General features: G+C 65.5%; 21 protein-coding genes. 3 read left to right on the top strand and 18 right to left on the bottom strand.

Features of this window, described 5'->3' with window-relative positions; translation table 11 throughout:
* Nucleotides 1-223 precede the first annotated feature (223 nt).
* The 10 genes from glmM to tolQ form a co-directional block, all read right to left on the bottom strand.
* Nucleotides 224-1567, bottom strand: a complete 1344-nt coding sequence (gene glmM, locus AC1ROK_RS19275; RefSeq protein ID WP_492849861.1) for a phosphoglucosamine mutase — start codon at nucleotides 1565-1567, stop codon at nucleotides 224-226.
* Between the two features lie 146 nt (nucleotides 1568-1713).
* The gene (locus tag AC1ROK_RS19270) at nucleotides 1714-2565 is read right to left on the bottom strand and encodes a class I SAM-dependent methyltransferase (RefSeq protein WP_492849859.1); all 852 of its coding nucleotides are present in this window, start codon (nucleotides 2563-2565) and stop codon (nucleotides 1714-1716) included.
* A 180-nt stretch (nucleotides 2566-2745) separates the two neighbouring features.
* On the bottom strand, nucleotides 2746-4680 hold the full coding sequence (gene ftsH / locus AC1ROK_RS19265; RefSeq protein ID WP_492849857.1) for an ATP-dependent zinc metalloprotease FtsH: 1935 nt from the start codon (nucleotides 4678-4680) through the stop codon (nucleotides 2746-2748).
* A 144-nt stretch (nucleotides 4681-4824) separates the two neighbouring features.
* On the bottom strand, nucleotides 4825-5850 hold the full coding sequence (gene tilS, locus AC1ROK_RS19260) for a tRNA lysidine(34) synthetase TilS (protein ID WP_492849855.1): 1026 nt from the start codon (nucleotides 5848-5850) through the stop codon (nucleotides 4825-4827).
* Nucleotides 5835-6914: a tol-pal system protein YbgF gene (gene ybgF, locus AC1ROK_RS19255; RefSeq protein ID WP_492849853.1), complete on the bottom strand. Its 1080-nt coding sequence runs from the start codon at nucleotides 6912-6914 to the stop codon at nucleotides 5835-5837. Before ybgF ends, tilS begins: the two co-directional genes overlap by 16 nt.
* Before the next feature lie 209 nt (nucleotides 6915-7123).
* The gene (gene pal / locus AC1ROK_RS19250; protein WP_055999663.1) at nucleotides 7124-7615 is read right to left on the bottom strand and encodes a peptidoglycan-associated lipoprotein Pal; all 492 of its coding nucleotides are present in this window, start codon (nucleotides 7613-7615) and stop codon (nucleotides 7124-7126) included.
* A 332-nt stretch (nucleotides 7616-7947) separates the two neighbouring features.
* Nucleotides 7948-9255, bottom strand: coding sequence for a Tol-Pal system beta propeller repeat protein TolB (gene tolB, locus AC1ROK_RS19245; protein WP_492849850.1), 1308 nt, complete (start codon nucleotides 9253-9255; stop codon nucleotides 7948-7950).
* A gap of 35 nt (nucleotides 9256-9290) precedes the next feature.
* Nucleotides 9291-10373: a UCP034077 family protein gene (locus AC1ROK_RS19240; RefSeq protein ID WP_492849848.1), complete on the bottom strand. Its 1083-nt coding sequence runs from the start codon at nucleotides 10371-10373 to the stop codon at nucleotides 9291-9293.
* Nucleotides 10374-10377: 4 nt separating this feature from the next.
* Nucleotides 10378-10842: a protein TolR gene (tolR, locus tag AC1ROK_RS19235; RefSeq protein WP_492849846.1), complete on the bottom strand. Its 465-nt coding sequence runs from the start codon at nucleotides 10840-10842 to the stop codon at nucleotides 10378-10380.
* Nucleotides 10842-11546 (bottom strand): protein TolQ, encoded by a 705-nt coding sequence (tolQ, locus tag AC1ROK_RS19230; protein ID WP_326871262.1) that lies wholly within the window; start codon nucleotides 11544-11546, stop codon nucleotides 10842-10844. Before tolQ ends, tolR begins: the two co-directional genes overlap by 1 nt.
* A gap of 307 nt (nucleotides 11547-11853) precedes the next feature.
* Between tolQ and AC1ROK_RS19225 the strand changes: the two genes are divergently transcribed.
* Nucleotides 11854-12294 (top strand): CHRD domain-containing protein, encoded by a 441-nt coding sequence (locus AC1ROK_RS19225; RefSeq protein WP_492849844.1) that lies wholly within the window; start codon nucleotides 11854-11856, stop codon nucleotides 12292-12294.
* A gap of 53 nt (nucleotides 12295-12347) precedes the next feature.
* Here the strand turns inward: AC1ROK_RS19225 and AC1ROK_RS19220 are convergent, their stop codons facing one another.
* The 7 genes from AC1ROK_RS19220 to ruvC are packed head-to-tail and all read right to left on the bottom strand — an operon-like array spanning nucleotide 12348 to nucleotide 16182.
* Complete coding sequence (locus AC1ROK_RS19220; RefSeq protein WP_492849842.1) at nucleotides 12348-12740, bottom strand: YbgC/FadM family acyl-CoA thioesterase; 393 nt, start codon at nucleotides 12738-12740, stop codon at nucleotides 12348-12350.
* Entirely contained in the window at nucleotides 12737-13216 is a 480-nt protein-coding gene (locus AC1ROK_RS19215; protein ID WP_492849840.1) for an NUDIX domain-containing protein, read from the bottom strand. Before AC1ROK_RS19215 ends, AC1ROK_RS19220 begins: the two co-directional genes overlap by 4 nt.
* Nucleotides 13217-13224: 8 nt before the next feature.
* Complete coding sequence (gene ruvB, locus AC1ROK_RS19210) at nucleotides 13225-14265, bottom strand: Holliday junction branch migration DNA helicase RuvB (RefSeq protein WP_492849838.1); 1041 nt, start codon at nucleotides 14263-14265, stop codon at nucleotides 13225-13227.
* A complete protein-coding gene (locus AC1ROK_RS19205) occupies nucleotides 14262-14600 on the bottom strand; it encodes a hypothetical protein (protein WP_492849836.1) in 339 nt (112 codons plus the stop codon). Before AC1ROK_RS19205 ends, ruvB begins: the two co-directional genes overlap by 4 nt.
* Before the next feature lie 36 nt (nucleotides 14601-14636).
* Nucleotides 14637-15071: a hypothetical protein gene (locus AC1ROK_RS19200; protein ID WP_492849834.1), complete on the bottom strand. Its 435-nt coding sequence runs from the start codon at nucleotides 15069-15071 to the stop codon at nucleotides 14637-14639.
* Nucleotides 15068-15682: a Holliday junction branch migration protein RuvA gene (gene ruvA, locus AC1ROK_RS19195; protein WP_492849832.1), complete on the bottom strand. Its 615-nt coding sequence runs from the start codon at nucleotides 15680-15682 to the stop codon at nucleotides 15068-15070. The genes AC1ROK_RS19200 and ruvA overlap by 4 nt, the downstream gene beginning before the upstream one ends.
* Complete coding sequence (gene ruvC / locus AC1ROK_RS19190) at nucleotides 15679-16182, bottom strand: crossover junction endodeoxyribonuclease RuvC (RefSeq protein ID WP_492849830.1); 504 nt, start codon at nucleotides 16180-16182, stop codon at nucleotides 15679-15681. The genes ruvA and ruvC overlap by 4 nt, the downstream gene beginning before the upstream one ends.
* A gap of 154 nt (nucleotides 16183-16336) precedes the next feature.
* On the opposite strand from ruvC, the gene AC1ROK_RS19185 reads away from it, so the two are divergent.
* Entirely contained in the window at nucleotides 16337-17113 is a 777-nt protein-coding gene (locus tag AC1ROK_RS19185) for a GGDEF domain-containing protein (RefSeq protein WP_492849828.1), read from the top strand.
* A gap of 139 nt (nucleotides 17114-17252) precedes the next feature.
* Nucleotides 17253-18026, top strand: a complete 774-nt coding sequence (locus AC1ROK_RS19180; protein WP_492849826.1) for a GGDEF domain-containing protein — start codon at nucleotides 17253-17255, stop codon at nucleotides 18024-18026.
* Here the strand turns inward: AC1ROK_RS19180 and AC1ROK_RS19175 are convergent.
* A complete protein-coding gene (locus AC1ROK_RS19175) occupies nucleotides 17996-18394 on the bottom strand; it encodes a VOC family protein (protein WP_492849824.1) in 399 nt (132 codons plus the stop codon). The two genes, AC1ROK_RS19180 and AC1ROK_RS19175, sit on opposite strands and share 31 nt — an antisense overlap.
* Nucleotides 18395-18669: the final 275 nt, after the last annotated feature.

The following is an 18669-nucleotide window of genomic DNA, read 5'->3' as shown; positions in this document are numbered from 1 at the left end:
AACCCTAATATCGGGTGAAGGAGATGTGTTAACGAAGTCTTGTCTTGGGCACGCGGTTACTTGAGGGGGGCAGACTGATGGAGACGGCCCCCTCCCGTCCTCCCCCACAAAGGGGGAGGTGAGAGTCAAGGCTCTGGCCTTGATCGTGCCCAGTACTGGATGCGGCACCTCCCCCTTTATGGGGGAGGATGGGAGGGGGCCGTCTGCTTGCGGCGGACCGCCCTTAAGCGACCTTCTTGATCGTCGCGGCGATCTCGCTGACGACGGCGAGGACCAGCCCCTCGTCGTCGCTCTCGGCCATCACCCGGATCACCGGCTCGGTGCCGGAGGGGCGAATGACCAGGCGGCCAGTGTCGCCCAGGCGCGCCTGGCTTTCCTTGATCGCCTGCTGCACCAGCTTGTGCTCCAGCGGCTTGCCCTCTTTGTAGCGCACCGACTGCAAGAGCTGCGGCACCTTGTCGAAACGCTTGCAGATCTCGGACACCGCGCGTCCCGCCTGCTTGGCCACGGCGAGCAGCTGCAGCCCGGCGATGAGGCCATCGCCCGTGGTGGTGAAGTCGGAAAGGATGATGTGGCCACTCTGCTCGCCGCCGACATTGAAGCCTTTGGCGCGCATCGCTTCGAGCACATAGCGATCGCCCACCTGGGTGCGCTCGAGGCTGAGCCCGATGCCGCCCAGATACCGCTCGAGCCCGAGATTGCTCATCACCGTGGCCACAAGCCCGCCGCCCTTGAGCTCGCCGCGGGCGTGCCAGGATTGCGCGATGACCGCCATGAACTGGTCGCCATCGACGATCTCGCCTTTTTCATCGACGATGATCACCCGATCGGCGTCGCCATCGAGCGCGATGCCGATATCGGCGCGCAGCTCCTTCACCTTGGCGATCAGCGCTTCGGGGGCGGTGGAGCCGACCTTGTCGTTGATGTTGAAGCCATCGGGCTCGTTGCCGATGACGAACACTTCGGCGCCCAGCTCCCACAGCGCCGTCGGCGCCACCTTGTAGGCCGCGCCATTGGCGCAATCGAGCACCACGCGCAGGCCCGTGAGGTCGACGCCCTTGGGCATGGTGCGCTTGGCATACTCGATGTAGCGGGTCTGGGCCGCCTCGTCGCGATGCGCGCGGCCGATATCGCGACCGACGCTCAGCTGCCCCAGCATGTTGGAATCCATCAACTGCTCGATATCGTCCTCGAGCGCGTCGGAGAGCTTGTAGCCGTCGTGCCGGAACAGCTTGATGCCGTTGTCGTCGAACGGGTTATGCGAAGCCGAGATCATCACCCCGAGGTCGGCCCGCAGCGAGCGGGTCAGCATGGCGACGGCCGGCGTCGGCATCGGGCCGAGCAGGTAGACGTCCATCCCGACGGCAGTGAAGCCGGCAGTCAGCGCGCTCTCGATCATGTATCCGGAGCGGCGCGTATCCTTGCCGATGACGACGCGGTTTCGGTGGTCGCCGTTGACGAACTTGACGCCGGCCGCCATGCCGACCTTCATGGCCAGCTCGGGCGTCAGTTTCTCGCCGTTCGCCAGCCCGCGAATGCCGTCCGTGCCGAAATATCTGCGCGCCATGAGAAGCCCTCGATTGGGTAGCGCCAATCTAGCGCCGAGCCCCAAGCATACGAAATAGATTGGTGCCGTTTCGTTAACCGGCCGATCCCGGCGGATGTTAGGCTGCGCGGCCGATTGCCGACAGATGTTGCCGGCCCGCCGCAGATTCAGCCCGCCCTGCGTGCCAGCGTCATGAACCGATAGGTGTTGTTGGCGAGGAACAGCTCGGGCGTACGGTACTCTGCCGTTAGCCGCTCGGAGATGCGCTGACGTTCCCTGGGGCTGACGAACAGGCCGTAAGCGCGCCGTGCCAGCCAATGGATAGCGGGTCGCCTATCTTCCAGCAGGCCGCCAAGCTGGGTCACCACCGGCGACAGCACGTCGCGATAGAGCATGCGGTCGATCTCGATCGAGGGTGCGGCGAGCGCCGTGACATCCTCATTGCTGGTGATGGCGAAGTCGGATCGCTCGACCGCCTCGAGGAACGCGCTGTAGCGGTGCCCGCCACCGATCGCCCGGCCCCCCTCAAAGCCCTCGGAACGGAAGCAGTCGGCGATCACCACCCGCCCCCCCGGCGCCAGCAACTCGCCCAGCTTGGCGAAGGACGCATCGAGCGGGATATACTGGTAGCTCTCGGAAAACAGGCAGACGTCGAAGCGCTTGCCCGGCGCAAAATCCTCGAGCCGTGACAGGTGCACCGTAGCGGCGCCATTGAGCGCTTCCCGCGCGATGCCGACCTGCACCTCGCTGGGGGTCAGCATTTCAACCGTATAGCCGAGCGAAGCCAGCCGGCCTGCCATGGCGCCGGTACCCCCGCCGATATCGAGAATACTCGCCGGCGCCGGCGGCAGCAGCGCCAGGAGCTTGTCGACATAGCGCTCCTGCGCCTGCCGGACTCTGGGGAAGCTCGGCGTCTCGCCCTCGAGCCACAGCCCATAGTGCAACCACGGCGTATCGGCGAACACCTTCAGCATGCGGGCGAACAGATCGAGGTCGGCGTGCTTTTTGGGCTGCTTCAAGCGAGGTGCTCCTGGAGCGCAAATCGAAAGACCCGGAGCGTTCGTCGCTTCTGCGAAACGGTGAGATGCTCCAGGTGGCCGGAGCGGTTTGGGGCAGCCGCGCCCGAAACACAACCGGGAAACAACCACAAACAAAAGGGCCGCCCCGAAGGGCGGCCCTGGTGTGGATTTTGGGAGACGTCAGCTGCCCGGTTGCGGCTCGGGCGCGGCGCCCGGCTCGGCGTCGGGGCGCTTCTTGCCCGACTTGCCGGCAGTCGGCACACCGGTCGACTTCACCGGCGGATCGGTGTCGGACGGACGGAGCGGTGTCTTGCCTTCCATCAGGCCGCGGATCTCGTCGCCGGTCAGCGTCTCGAACTCAATCAGCGCCTGGGCGATGGTGTGGAGATCGTCGATGTTGTCGCGGATCACCTTCTGCGCCGTCTGATAGCCTTCGTCGACGAAGCGCTTCACCTCGGCGTCAACCACCTGCTGGGTCTCGTCCGACATATGCGTGTTGCGCTGCATCATCGAACGGCCGAGGAACACCTCGTCCTGCGCATCGCCATAGAGCAGCGGGCCGAGCTTGTCGGACATGCCCCATTCGGTGGCCATGGCGCGCGCCAGGCCCGTTGCCATCTTGATGTCGGCGGAAGCACCCGAGGTCACCTTCTCGTAGCCGAAGATTTCCTCTTCGGCGACGCGGCCACCCATGGCGACGGCGAGGTCGGCATAGGCCTTGCGGCGGGTCAGCGACACCTGATCGCGCTCCGGCAGACGCATCACCATGCCCAGGGCGCGACCGCGCGGGATGATGGTGGCCTTATGGATCGGATCGGACGCGTCCATCTTGATGGCGAGCAGCGCGTGCCCGGCTTCGTGATAGGCGGTGAGCTTCTTGTCTTCCTCGGTCAGGCTGAGGGTGCGGCGCTCGGCGCCCATCATCAGCTTGTCCTTGGCATCCTCGAACTCGCTCATCGTGACGAAGCGCTTGTTGCGGCGAGCCGCCAGCAAGGCGCCCTCGTTGACAAGGTTCATCAGATCGGCGCCGGAGAAACCGGGGGTCCCGCGGGCCAGCACCTTGAGGTCCACGTCAGGGGCCAGCGGCACCTTGCGCACGTGCACCTTGAGGATCTTCTCGCGCCCCTGCACATCCGGGTTCGGCACCACGACCTGGCGGTCGAAGCGACCCGGACGCAGCAGCGCCGGATCCAGCACGTCGGGGCGGTTGGTCGCGGCGATGAGGATGATGCCCTCGTTCGCCTCGAAGCCGTCCATCTCGACCAGCAGCTGGTTCAGCGTCTGCTCGCGCTCGTCGTTACCACCGCCCAGGCCTGCGCCACGGTGACGGCCGACAGCGTCGATTTCGTCGATGAAGATGATGCACGGGGCGTTCTTCTTGGCCTGCTCGAACATGTCGCGGACACGCGAAGCGCCCACGCCGACGAACATTTCCACGAAGTCCGAACCCGAGATGGTGAAGAACGGCACATTGGCTTCGCCGGCGACGGCGCGCGCAATGAGCGTCTTACCGGTACCCGGCGGGCCGACCAGCAGCACGCCGCGCGGGATCTTGCCGCCCAGGCGCTGGAACTTGCCCGGATCGCGCAGGAACTCGACGATCTCCTCGAGGTCCTGCTTGGCCTCGTCGACACCGGCGACGTCCTCGAAGGTGATCTTGCCCTGCGTCTCGGTCAGCAGCTTGGCGCGGCTCTTGCCGAAGCCCATGGCGCCGCCACGGCCGCCACCCTGCATCTGCCGGATGAAGAAGAACCACACGCCGATGATGACGAGGAACGGCAGCCACGAGGTCAGCAGCATGCCCCAGAACGGGCTCGACTCCGGCTGCTGCGCGGTGATCTGCACGCCGCGCTGCTCGAGCCTCGAGATGATGTCGGAGCCCTGCGGCGGCAACACCGTCTCGAACTTGGTGCCGTTGTTCAGCACGCCCGAAACCACGTCGTTGGTGATGGTCACCGACTGGACGCTGCCTGCATCGACGTCGGAGACGAACTGGCTATAGCTCTTGTCCGTCGTCGCTATGGAGCGGGTCGACGACTGAAAGACCTGAAACAGGCCCATCAGCATGAACAGAATTACCAGCCAGATGGCGAAATTCCGGAAATTGACGTTCATCAATCCTGTCCTGAAGTCCGGCACGGGAGACGCCGGAGAGTTGGAGCGAATGTAGGCCTCGCTCCTGGGCCTTACAAGGTATCGGCGGGCCGAAACTGGTGCGGCGGTTTGGCCGAAAAGTCGAGAGCGCTTGCGCTTTTCCGGTTAATTCCGTGTCACGGAGCTATCGGACCTCACGCGGGATTGACGCGCGGCCTGCCGGCCAGCCTCCCGCGCGACGGTGATGGTCACGCCGTCGCTGCCGATGAGACAACCATGCAAACTTGTCCGCTTCAGGGCTGGCTCCATCCGCAATCGATCGGTCAGGGCTTCGACCGGCGCGAGATCATGTGGCTTCTGCCTGCCCCCCACCCGGTCGAGCAGGTTGGCCACCGCCCGGACCGCCACCGCGCGCGGCAGTTGGACCAGCTCGGCATGCGTGATCGTGCTGGAGCCGGTCGCCGGATCGGCACCTGTCGCGACCATCACCGCCGCTGTGGCAAGCGCCTGGTCGGCATCGCGCATCCGGTCGGCAAATCGCGACAGCCGGCGCGCGTCGAGCCCGAGCGCCGCCAGTTGCGGCAGCATCTGGCGCCAACGGACCCGCTCGTAGTCGGTATCGAAGTTGCTGGGATCGCGCGCCGGCAACAGATCGGACGCGGCAACCAGGTTCGCCAGATCCGCCGGATCGACCCCAAGCAGCGGCCGCGCCACGACCAGCCCGTCGATCTCGGCGAGATAGTCCATGCCACGCAGCCCTTCGACGCCGCTGCCATGCGCCAGTCGCATCAGCACCGTCTCGGCCTGGTCGGCAAGGTGATGCGCGGTGACGAGGATTTGTGTGCCATCGGCCGCCATGGCGTCAGCAATCAGTCCATAGCGTGCGGTGCGGGCCGCCTGCTGGATGCCGGTCGCCGGCTTCGCTCCCTGCCAGCGGAGGGCGCGGGCAGCAAAGCCAAGCCGGCGAGCCGCCTCGGTGACGTAAGCCACCTCCCCTGCCGCCTCGGGCCTCAGGCCATGATCGACCGAGTAGACGGTGAAGCGGTCGTGCGCCCCATGCCGGGCAGCGAACTCGGACGCCAGCAGCATCAGCGCCAGACTGTCGGGCCCGCCGGAAACGGCAAGCCCGACGCGCCGGAATTCGGCGAGCGGGGCAAAGATCGCCTCGCTGTCGATCAGCTCACCGGGCATTTCGCCTTCTGCGCTTCCTCATCGAGGCGTTGCGTGAACGCCGGGCTGAGTTGCGGGTAACGCTGCTTGAGCGTGTAGAAGGTGCGGCACCCCACATCCACCTGGTCGGCGCCGATCAGCGCCACGCCGAGCTTCAGCATCATGTCCGGGGCGCGCTTGCTATCCTTGTGCTTGGTATAGCCGTCGGCCAGCACCTGCGCCGCATCGGTGAACTGGCCCTGCTGGATCAGCGCTTCGCCCAGCCAATTGATGGCGTCGGGCGTCTGCGGATCGTCGGGATAGAGTGCGACGAACTGCTGGAACTGGTCGGAAGCAAAGGCATAGTCGCCGCGGGTCATGGCGTCGTAGCCCGCATCGTACTGGGCCTTGGCGTCACCGCTCGAGATTTCTCCGCCCCCGCCGAGCGACAGGTCGAGCGGGCGGCTGCCGAGCGGATCTTCTCCGCTGATGGTGCCGAGCTGGTCGATGCCGCCCTTGAGCAGCGGATCGGCGGAGTCGCCGAGGGCGTCCATCGGTTCGCCGTTGAGATCCGCCAGGGGCAGATCATCCATCGGCGCGGCCGCCGCCGGCGCCTCGGGGGTTGCCGCGACGGCGGGAGCCTCGGGTGCGGGAGTCTGCTGGGCCGGAGGCTGTTGCGCCGGAGTCTGTTGGGCCGAGGTCTGCGGCAGCGTATCGGACGGCGTCACGCCGTCAGTTGGCGCTGCCGCCTGTGGTTTTCCCCCAGCACCGCCTTCCAGTTCCTGGAAGCGGAACTCATTGTCCTCAGCCTGCTTGGCGAGCTGCGTCTGCATCTGCGTGAGCTGGAACTCCAGCCCCTCGACGCGCCCGGTCAGCGTGCGGATCAGGTCCTCGAGCTCCTGGATGCGCACCAGCAATTGGGCGCTCGACTGCTGGTTCTGCGCCACATGGATGCGCGTCTCGGCGATCGCCTTGGGTGGCATCAGCGCATTTGCCGGCAGCGGGCTGCTTGCGGCAAGCGCGGGCGCGGTCAGCGCCGAGGCCAGCAGGGCGGCATAGATCGCGGGTCGGTAGGCCGATCCACGAATTGGGGGCAGTTTCACCATCAAAGCTCCGTCGGGTCCGGGAGGGGTCCAGTGGGTCACGAGCGGCCGTCGACCGCACCAGCTTGGATTAGCGCAGGATTTCGACAAAAAGAAAGCGCCGGGCCCAATTACGCGGCGCCCGGCGCTTATGCCTCCAGTCGATAAAGCTTCGGGGATTACGCGCGAGACACCGCGTGGCCGCGGCCTCCGCCCCGAAGCCCGTTCGACGCCTACTGTACCACCGTCACAGCACGGCGGTTTTGTGACCAGCACGAGATATCGTTGCAGATGGCCACAGGACGTTCCTTGCCGAACGACTTGGTGGTGATGCGGCGCTGGTCGACGCCCTTCGACACCAGGTAATTCACCACGATCGAGCCGCGGCGGGCGCCGAGCGCGATGTTGTACTCGCGGGTGCCGCGCTCGTCGGCATGGCCTTCGATCAGGATGCGGTAGTTGCGGTACTGGTTGAGCCAGGCCGCCTGCTTATCCAGCGTGGCGATGGCGGTCGGGGTGAGGTTCGAGGAGTCGGTCTCGAAGAACACGCGGTCGCCGACGCTCACCAGGAATTCCTGCTGGCTGCCGGGAGCGCCGCCGCCGGGCCCGAGATTGCCGACGCCGGTACCGCCGGCGCCATTGCGCGAACAGGCCGCCACGGCGACCACGAGAACCACCAGCGCGGCAGCACGCAGCACGGCGAGAAGGGGCGTTACTGAACGCATCCGGGTTGACTCCTAATCGGAAGGATTTGAGACGCCTTTTTTACCGTTGGTAATCTTAAGGCGGGGTTGTCGTGCTTGGTTAATTGTTGGTCATTCGGGCGCCAATGTGGCCGGAATCCGGGCTTTTCCGTGATGTTGCCGTGAAGACACGGAATGGTGAGCGGCTTTCACCGATAGACCGGCGCGGGAAGAGCACCCCCACCCTGTCCCTCCCCCACAAGGGGGGAGGAGACCAAAACACTGGCATCGGTGTGAGCGTCTCCTCCCCCCTTGTGGGGGAGGGACAGGGTGGGGGGTACTCTTCCCGCACGGCCCTCTCTAAATCGAAGCCTTTACCCCCTGAGCGGCGACCATGCGGGGTCGGACGCAAAACTCTCGGTCTTGAGGTTGAGCTCGTTCCGGCCCCAGATGTCGATCGAGTGGAGGCTCGGGCCGGCATCGCCACCCGGATCGCGGAAGAAGGCGATGACGCGGCTGTTCGGCGCCCAGGTCGGGCCTTCCTGCACCTGGCCGGAGGACGAAAGGATCCTTTCGCCCGAGCCATCGGGCTTCATGATGCCGATGTGAAACTGCCCGCCCGACTGCCTGGTATAGGCGATGAGGTCGCCGGCCGGCGACCAGACCGGGGTGGAATAGCTGCCTTCGCCATAGGAGATGCGCTGCGCGCCACCGCCGCCGGCACCCATGATGTAGAGCTGCGGGCTGCCGCCCCGGTCGCTCTCGAACACGATGCGCGAACCATCCGGCGAGTAGCAGGGCGAGGTATCGATGGCCGCGCCGCTGGTCAGCTGGGTCGGGTTGCCGCCACCGGCGCCGGCCGCGTAGATATTGGTGGTGCCGCCGTTGGAGACCGAGAACACCACGGTACCGCCATCGGGCGAGAAGCGCGGGGCGAACGACATCGGCGCGCCCTCGATCAGCTTCCTCGACGAACCGCCGAGGCCGGCGACGTACACCTGCGGGTTACCGTCCTCGTACGAGGTAAAGGTCACCGTGCCGCCATCGGGCGACAGCCGCGGCGACAGGGTCAGCGCCTTGCCCGAGCTCAGGTACTGCACGTTGAAGCCGTCCTGGTCCATGATGGCGAGGCGCTTCACGCGATTGGCCTTGGGGCCGCTCTCGGCGACGTAGAGGATGCGGGTATCGAAATAGCCGGTGCCGCCCGACAGCGAGGCATAGATCGCGTCGGAGACGATGTGGGCGATGCGGCGATAGTTCTGCGCATCGGTCTTGTACGACTTGCCGACCACCTGGGCCGAAGCCTGGGTATCCCAGACGCGCACCTGCGAAGCGACCTCCGCTCCGCGCTCCACCGAGCCCATCACCAGCGCATCGACGGTGGCGGCGCGCCAGGCGGCAAAGTCCGGCTCGTTGGTGACGTCGCCGACGCGGATCGGCAGCGAAGCGGGATCGAGCGGGACGAAGAGCCCGGAGCGCTTGAGGTTGTCGCGCACGATCTGCGCGATCTCGGCGCCAAAGGCCGGGTCGGATGAGGCGAAATCCGGAATGGCGATCGGCAGCGGCGTGAAGTTGCCGCCGGTGACGACGATCTCGACCAGCGCCTGCGACGGGGTGGCAAGCGCCAGCGCGCCGCCCGCAAGGCCGAGTTTGAGCGCGTTGCGCCGGGTGATCAGGGTCATCTTACGTCTCCATCTTTCTCGGGCGTCGGGGTCACTCAGAACTCCCGCGCTGCAAACTGGGCTCGCACGTCCTGCCCGGCTGCCACGGTGAACGGGCCGCAACGCTGCAGCGCGCGCGACACCGCCCGGGCATAGGCATCTTCGATCTGGCTGCTCGGCGTGCTCATCATCTGCGGGCGGCCGCTGACCATACCGTCGGCACCGATCGAGAATGTGAACTCGGCGCGCGCATCGGCATCCTCGGCGCCGGCCGGCAAGGTGATGCAGGCGCGAATCTGGGCCACCAGCGCACCGATCTCGGACTGGCTGAGCGTCGCCGAGCGGCCATCCTCCCGACCGAGCGTCGGCTCGCCGCCCGCACCGGTGGTGGCGCCGCGCGATTCCTCGTTGTTGATGAGGTTGGCGACTTCATCGGCGAGCTTGGTGGCCTCGTCGGCCTTTGCCTGCTCGATCCGCTTCTTCTCCTCGGCGGCCTTGCGTTTCTTTTCTTCCTCGGCCTTCTTCTTGTCAGCTTCGGCCTTGGCCTTTTCGTCGGCCTGCTTCTGCTTTTCGGCCTGCTGCTGCTTCTTGAACTCGGCACGCTTCTGCTCGAGCGAAGCGGTGTGCGTCCGCGGCTTTGGCGCACTCTCCGCCGGATTGGGGGCTTCGGGTGTAGCTACCGGCGTCGGTTCGGCCGGGGTCGGCTCTTCGACCGGCTCGGGGACCGGCTCAGGTTGCGGCTCGACCACCGGGCGCGGCGCTGGGGTCGGCGCCACTTCCGGTTCGGGCTCAACCACCGGTTCGGCCGCCGCCTCGGGCGCCGGAGCGGTCTGCTCGGTGGGCGCCGGGGTCGGATCCGGATTGTCCATCGGGGTCGGCTGGTCTTCCTGGGTGTTGCCGGTCGGCTGCGCCAGCTCCGCCGGCTTTTCCGCCTCGACGATCGACGGCGCCTCGGTCTCGACCACCGTGCTGTCGAGCGTACCCATGCGGATATTGGCGAAGTCGGTAACCGAGATCAGGTCGACGGCGATCGACTCTACCGGCTCCGGATCCATTGGTCGTCCCATGCCGATGCCGACGACCGCGAGAACGATCAGCCCGACATGCCCGATGGTGGAAACCGTGAACCCGGTGCGCATCAGCTCACTGGTCCTGTTGCTGCGCGGCCTGTTCCGTGATGAGCCCGATCTTGGCGTAGCCGGCGCCCGACAACGCGCCCATCACCTGCATCACCGAGCCGTAGTTCGCCGCCAGATCGCCGCGCACATAGATCCGGTCCTCGGTGCCGTTGACGGCCACCGCGGCAACCTGCGCGGCCAGATCCTCGAGCGTCACCGGATTGTCGCCGAGAAAGATCGCGCCTTCGTTGGTAACCGAGACGGTGATCGGCTTCTGCTCGGTGTTGAGCTGCTTGGCCTGCGTCTGCGGCAGCTCGATCGGCACGCCGACCGTCATCAGCGGCGCCGCCACCATGAAGATGATCAACAGCACCAGCATCACGTCGACCATCGGCGTGACGTTGATCTCGCTCATCGGCTTGGAACCGCCGCCACGCCGCCGGCCACGACGGCGTCCGCCGCCACCGCCGCTGGATACTGCCATTGCCATCAGCGAGCACCCCGCGCTTCGAGCTGCCGGCTGAGGATGGTGGAGAACTCGTCGGCAAAGCCTTCGAGCCGGCCGATCAGCTTGTTCGCGTCACCCGAGAGCTTGTTGTAGGCGATAACCGCCGGGATAGCGGCGAGCAGGCCAAGTGCGGTGGCAAACAGCGCTTCGGCGATCGGCCCGGCGACCACGCTGAGATTGGTGCTCGATGCGGCCGAGATGGCCGTAAATGCGTTCATGATGCCCCATACCGTGCCAAAGAGGCCAATGAAGGGCGAGGCCGAGCCGACAGTAGCGAGGAAACCGAGGCGCTTCTCGAGGTTCTCACTCTCGCGGCTGATCGCCACGTCCAGCACCTTGTCGAGACGACCCTGCACGCCGACGAACGAGGATGCGTTCTGTTCGTGACTGCGCTTCCACTCCTTCATCGCCGCGACGAACACCGCGCCCAGCCCCATCGAGGGCTTCTCGCTCATCTGCTGGTAAAGTTCCTCGAGCGACTGGCCCGACCAGAACACCCGCTCGAAGCGGTTCATCTCGTTCTTGGCGCGCGCATACAGCATGGACTTGTCGACGATGATCGCCCAGCACCAGACCGAGGCGGCGAGCAGCCCGATCATCACCGTCTTGACGACGAGGTCCGCCTGCCAGAACAGTGCCCAGATTGAGAGGTCGGCATGCGGAGCGACCGTGCCGACTGCATCCATGGCTTCCATGTAAGGGTCCTTCTCAGTCCGGCCCCGACGACCGAAACCTGATCGTCGGGTCGATGCGGTTCAAATTTGTCAAATTTAAGAGAAAAGCCCGGTTTTCCGGACCTTTGGCAGCGCTGCTGGTGCACTGCCTTACTTATGGTCAAGCAAGTGTTAACAAAGCGATTCCTCGCGTTTGTGTGATCGCGGCAGATCGGCGCAGCGCAACCCTACGGTTGGTAATGCGTTCATCCCCAGGCCGCCCGTTCTGGGGGTTCGCGGTCGTCCCACAACAAGCACAAACAACGAAAGGGAGATCCCCATGCATCTCAACCTGAAGAGCACGCTGCTCGCCTCTGCCGCCATCCTGGCATTTTCGGCCATGCCGGCGTTCGCCGAGCAGTTGAAGTTCAGCGCAGAGCTGACCGGCGCTGCCGAAGTGCCGCCGACGGATTCGACCGCGACGGGCAAGGTGGAAGCGACGTTTGATACCGACTCCAAGGTCTTCACCTGGACCGTCACCTATGACGGCCTGAGCGGGGATGCTACCGGCGCTCACTTCCACGGCCCGGCTGCCGAGGACGCCAATGCCGCTCCGGTCGTGCCGCTTGCCGACCCGCTGGCCAGCCCGATTAACGGCAACGCCACGTTGACCGACGAACAGGCCACCCAGCTGCAGGGCGGCTCCTGGTACTTCAATCTGCACACGGCAAAGTTCCCGGATGGCGAAATCCGCGGACAGGTAAAGCCCGCTGCGATGTAGGACGTCAGTCTGACGCCAATCCTTGGGGTCGCTGGTTCGCTGGCGGCCCTTTGTTACGCCTTAAGCAGATCCACCAGTTCGCGGGGCATCCGGGCTACCCCGCCGCTGGTCTTGATTGCCACCACCTGCACCGCGGCCCGGGTGATCTCGACGCCAGCGAGGCTGATTGACTGCACCAGGTTGAGCCGCGCCGCGGTGAGCGAGGCGACCTCGGTCGTCACCTCGAGCAGGTCGTCGATATGCGCCGCCGCCTTGAAGTCGATGCTCATGCTGCGCACGGCGAAGGCGATGCCGTCCTTCACCAGTTCCGAGTGATGCACGCCGCGTTCCCTGAGGAACTCGGTCCGGGCCCGCTCGAAGAAATGCAGGTACGCCGCATGATAGACATTGCCGGAAAAGTCGGTGTCTTCGTAGTAGACGCGGGCGGTGAAATGGCTGCTGGTCATAGCTCGTTCACGACGACATGGATCGGATGCGGCTCCAGCTCTATCATGCCGCCGCGCAGCTCCACCGGGAACAGCGGCATCGCTGCCAGGGTCTTCGCATCATTGCGGACCCATCTGAACTCGAGCGTTGCACCGCCGTCGGCGACCTGGTGGCAGACCGCATCGGTCGAAAACGGAAAGCTCGGCGGAATCTCAGCCGGGTAGTAGAACCCCATCTCGTGGATCACCCGGCCGTCATAGCGGAACAGGTCCTCCATCACGATGGCGAGGGGGCCGATCTTCCCTACGACGCCCAGTTCCTCCTCGAGCTCGCGCGCCAGCGCCTCGGAACTGATCTCGCCCATCTCGACCCGCCCACCGGGAAGCGCCCAAGAGTCCTCGGTAGTCGCTCGGTGTATCAGCACATGTCCCTCGCGACGGATGATCGCCGCAGCGCGGAACTGGAACCGCGTCGTGCCGTGGTCGAACGAGATCATCCGGCGGCTCACTCCTCGCCCGGCTCCTCGAACAGGCTGCCCTGCATGCCGACAAAGCCCTGCGGCACGCTGATGCCCATATGCTGGAACGCCAGCGCGGTCAGCATGCGGCCACGCGGCGTGCGCTGGATGAAGCCCTGCTGGATCAGGTAGGGCTCGACGATTTCCTCGAGCGCGTCGCGCGGTTCCGACAGCGCCGCGGCGATGGTCTCGATCCCCACCGGGCCGCCGCCGTAGAAATCGGCGATCACCTTGAGGTAGCGTCGGTCGAGTTGGTCGAGCCCGCGCGCATCGACGTCGAGCCGCAGCAGCGCCTTGTCGGCGACCGAGCGGGTAATCTCCTTGGCGCCATCGACCAGCGCGAAATCGGTGACCCGGCGGAGCAGCCGGCCGGCGATGCGCGGTGTGCCGCGCGAGCGGCGGGCGACTTCCATCGCCCCATCCGGCGCCATGCCGATGCCGAGCAGGCGGGCGCCGCGCTCGACGATCTTCACCAGCTCTTCGGGCGTGTAGAAATTCAGCCGGATCGGAATGCCGAAGCGGTCGCGCAGCGGCGTGGTCAACAGCCCCGCCCGGGTCGTGGCGCCGACCAATGTGAACTTCGCGAGGTCGATGCGCACCGAACGGGCCGCCGGGCCCTCGCCGATGATCAGGTCGAGCTGATAGTCCTCCATCGCCGGATAGAGCACTTCCTCGATCGCCGGGTTGAGCCGGTGGATCTCGTCGATGAACAGCACGTCGCGTTCTTCGAGATTGGTGAGCAGTGCCGCTAGATCGCCGGCCTTGGCGATCACCGGCCCCGAGGTCGCGCGGAACCCGACCCCGAGTTCGCGCGCCACGATCTGCGCCAGCGTCGTCTTGCCCAGCCCCGGCGGGCCGACGAACAGCACGTGATCGAGCGCCGTGCCGCGCTGTTTGGCGGCCTGGATGAACACCTCGAGATTGGCCCGCGCCTCGGCCTGCCCGATGAACTCGGAGAAGCCGGAGGGTCGCAGCGAAACGTCGAGCGGGTCATCGCGACCGGCCTGGGCCGAGGTGAGGTCGGTCAAAGCTTCAGCATCCGCGCCGCGATGAGGCCCAGAGCCAGGAGCAGCTTAGCTTCCCGCTCGTGGTCGGTGAAGCCGCCGAAGCCGTCGACGGGGCCGGCAAACAGGTCTTCGTCACCTGCGTCAGGGTAGCTAACAGACATTCCGCCCCACCGCACCCGGATGTAGCCGCATGGCGCACCACCTTTCGTGATCTCATACTGTTCCGGCGCATCCCTGCAGGTAAGCGTGACGGTCAGCCCTAGTTCGTTTGCGACAAGCATTACCGCGTCGGGGATCACCAGAGGGTCCACCTTCGGGAGTATGAGCGTCTCAAGATTCTCGATGGCAGAAGGCATGTTACTAACCCATAGGCGGGGGGTTCAGGCTGGCGTTCATATCTTGTCTCGCGTCCCGACCCGCGAGCCGATGACCATTATCGCTATGTACTGAATGGCCAGCCAGGGAAAGGTGGTTACCAGTTCGAAGAAGCGAAGCCCGTCCCGTTTAAACGAAGGGCCTGATGGCAACCAATCGAACCAGCCCCACGAGACTGAGACTGTCCCGATCAACACTGCCACGCTCAGCGGCAGCAGGATGAGGTGCTCCCATAGGCCAATCGGTGCCCGAACCGCCGAACGCAGAAGAACAGCAAGGCACCAGAACGCGTAAAGCACCGAGCTTGGGAATAGATAGGACAGCGCCGAAGCCGTGGGACCATGGATCACCAAATCGATGAAGTTCAGAATGGTAGGCCCCGTCACCAGCAGCATGGCGAACAGGACGAAGATGCCAATCAGGCGGTCCCGCGGTCCTGCGCCGCCAATCACGAACTGAGCTCCCGGAGCCCCAGCCGGATCAGTTTGTCCGTCGGCACGTCATCGCCCTCTCGGCCGACGACCCGCGCCACGGCGGCTGATGCCTGCGCGCTCGAATAGCCGAGGTTGGTGAGTGCCGAGACCGCGTCGGCGACATTGCCTGCGGCGACCCCTTCGCCCAGCGCCGCCTGCAGGCCCAGCACGCCGGCATCGATTGCTCCCGCCGGCGCCTTGCCCTTGAGCTCGGTGACGATGCGGACCGCCAGCTTGGGGCCGACGCCGTTGGCGCGGCCGACCATTGCCTTGTCCTGCAGCGCGATAGCGCTGGCGAGCTCCGATGGGGTGAGGACGGAAAGGATGGCAAGCGCCACGCGGCTACCCACGCCCTGCACCGTCATCAGCGTGGTGAACCAGGCTTTCTCGGCCTCGGTGAAGAAGCCGTAGAGCCGGATCATGTCCTCACGGACGATCATCTCGGTATGGACCACCGCCGCGTGGCCGACCTGCGGCAGCGCCGCCAGCGTCTTGGCCGAGCAGAACACTTCGTAGACCACGCCGTTGACGTCGAGATGCGCAAAGTCGTCGCCGAAGCCGTCGACCATGCCCTTGAGTTTGCCGATCATGCAGGAACACTCAGCTTGCGGATGGCGCGATGGTGGGCGTGACAGACCGCGATGGCCAGCGCGTCGGCCGCATCGGCGCCCTTGAATGATGCCGTGGGGAGCAGGATCTTGATCATCATCTGGATCTGCGCCTTCTCGGCGTGGCCGGTGCCGACCACCGATTTCTTGACCAGGTTGGCGGCGTACTCGCCGACCGGCAGCCCACGCAGAGCCGGCGTCATCAGCACCACGCCGCGCGCCTGCCCCAGTTGCAGCGCCGAGCGCGCGCCGGCGGAAACGAAGGTTTCCTCCACCGCCGCCTCCTCGGGTGCATACTCGTCGAGCACCGCCGTGATGCCGCGATGCAGCGCCACCAGCCGGTCGGCCAATATCCCGTCCACCGGCGGCGTAATCGTCCCGCAGGCGATGAAGCTCAGCCGGTTGCCGTTGCTCTCGATGATGCCCCAGCCGCAGCGCCGCAGCCCCGGATCGATCCCGATGATTCGCACTGTTTCAGCCATTTCGAAGCTTTAGGTCAGGAGCCGGACCCTACCAAGTGCTTTGTGAACGAAACAGAAACACTGCACCGATTTAGCTGCGATCCGCATGAGCGAATTAATCAGCATTCAAGCATTCGTCCCTTAAGCGGGGGCACTCGCTCCGGGGGACACGGAAATGAAGACCCATGCACTGCCACGTTCCGAATGGCGCATCGCCTGGCAGCGCACGGCCCTGATCCTGGTCGCGTCTACCGTCGGGTCATGGGTCATGTCCAATCTCGTCATGATGTCCCTCAACCAGGGGATGAACACCGTCGGCACCGTGCTGGCCCTCGCCATGCCCACCGCGCTGGGTGGCCCGGTCCTGCTGTTCCTGCAGGTACGCTCGGCGCAGTTGCGCGATGCCAACCGCAGATTGGAATTGCTCGCCTCCACCGACTGGTTGACCGATTGCCTCAACCGCCGCGCCTTCACCTCGCGGGTCAGCTCGAGCCTCGGCCAGACCGATGGCTACGGCACGCTGCTGGTCATCGATGCCGACCACTTCAAGACCGTCAATGACCGCTTCGGCCACGAGCGCGGTGACGAGGTGCTGCAGCTGATCGCCGGCGCCATCCGCGACAGCGTGCGTGACGGCGATCTGGTCGGCCGCATCGGCGGCGAGGAATTCGGCGTGTTCCTGAGGGATGCCGGGCACGACGTCGCCAGCGGCGCCGCCGAGCGCATCCGCGCGGCGGTGAACGCCCTGTTCGTGACTTCGGAGGGCATGGTGCAGCGGCTTTCGGTCAGCATCGGCGGCGCCGTCTGCGCCGGCGACTCCGGTTTCTCGGAGCTGTTCCGGATCGCCGACCGCCGCCTCTATGAAGCCAAGCACGGCGGACGCAACCGCGTCGAACTCGGACGCAATGCCGGCGATGCCGACCTTGCGGCAATGAGCGCCGCGATCCGCTGACCGCAGCCCCAAGACGACAGGTCGGCGCCGATAGATAGGCGGCGAAAGATAAAATCCAATCCGGTGGCTTGAGGCGATTTCAACTCGCCCCGCCTACTGTTCCGGCCCTCTGCGCAGAAGTGCTGAAGGGACGCGAGTCTTGGATTTTTCACCCACCGGATGGGGCCGCGTCTTCCTCTGGACCGCACTTGGTGCTGCCGGCTGCATTGCCGTCTCGCTGTTCGTGGACTCGTTCAACTTCCACAGCCTCGCCCCCGATGACCTGCGCTGGTCGATCATGCTCGACGTGCTGGTGCCGCTCGGCCTCGCCGGCCCGATCCTGTTCTTCCTGCTGAGCAAGCTGCGCGAACTGGCGATTACCCATGAGCTGCTGCGCCGTTACGCAGCAACCGATGCGCTGACCGATCTGCTGAACCGGGGCGCCTTCACCCGCGCGGTCGAGGAAGCCCTGGCAGATGCGCGATTCGCTGAAGACGGCATGCGCGGCACGCTTCTGGTGATCGACGCCGACAACTTCAAGGCGATCAACGATACCTATGGCCATGAGCAGGGTGACGCCGCGTTGCGGCTGATCGCCACCTCGATCCGCGCCGTGCTGCGCTCCGCCGACCTCATCGGGCGGATCGGTGGGGAAGAGTTCGCGGTGTACCTGCCCGGCACCACCCTGCTGATTGCCGAAGCAGTCGCCGAGCGCCTGCGGCGCGCGGTGCACGGGGCCGCGTTCGCGCCCGAAGGCAAGCCACACCAGCTGACGGTGAGCGTCGGCGGCGCTGTGTACGATCGCTACCTGCCCTTCGCAGAACTGTTCCGGCTGGCCGACCAGCAGCTCTATGCGGCCAAGCAGAATGGACGCAACTGCATCGCAGTCACGTCCATCGCGCACTACGAAACGCTGCCGGCCGCTGCCGCTTGATCCGTCGCGGTGGTGGCCACCTCGACGAGGAAGCCACCGGGTGCCGGGCAGTAGAACGTCGTCGTTCGGGCACCGCCGCGGCTGAACTGCTGCACGTCACCTGGATCGCAGTCGGCAGCGACGAGTTCGGCATGCTTCAGCTGGACCTCGGCAACGCTGCCGACGAAGAAGCCGACGTGGAAGTTCTTGTGATAGCTGGTCTCGGCCTTGCCGGTCGCCATGAAGTTGAGGACGAAGCCGCCCTCGCCCACAAGGACGACGAAGTTGTCGTGGGCTTCTCCGACAATGGCGAAATCGAAATGCCGGGTGAAGAACTCGGCAGCCGCGCGCACATCGGCGACGGCGAAATTAGCGTGATTGAACTGCATGGTGATGTCCTGATGAGCGTGGTGGAACGGTCGAGCGACCGGCTCCGTGACGCACGCGGCATGAGGGCATGTAGCTGGCAGTGATTGCATCGACCCATATCCCAACAAGCAGCGGGCGCCCGGGATCGGACGCTCGTCGGCTTGCCGTGGGTCCTTCGCCTCTAGAGCGAGATCAGGAAAAAGTTGCAGACTTTTCCGGTTCGATCTCGCGACCAATCCTGGTCTAGCGGCGGGACAATCTCCCTCGCGGGAGGGCCGGACTCACCTTAACCGGC

This window comes from Devosia sp. GW821-FHT12F11 (genome assembly GCF_058806655.1).
This window is presented reverse-complemented; position numbering and strand designations above follow the sequence as displayed.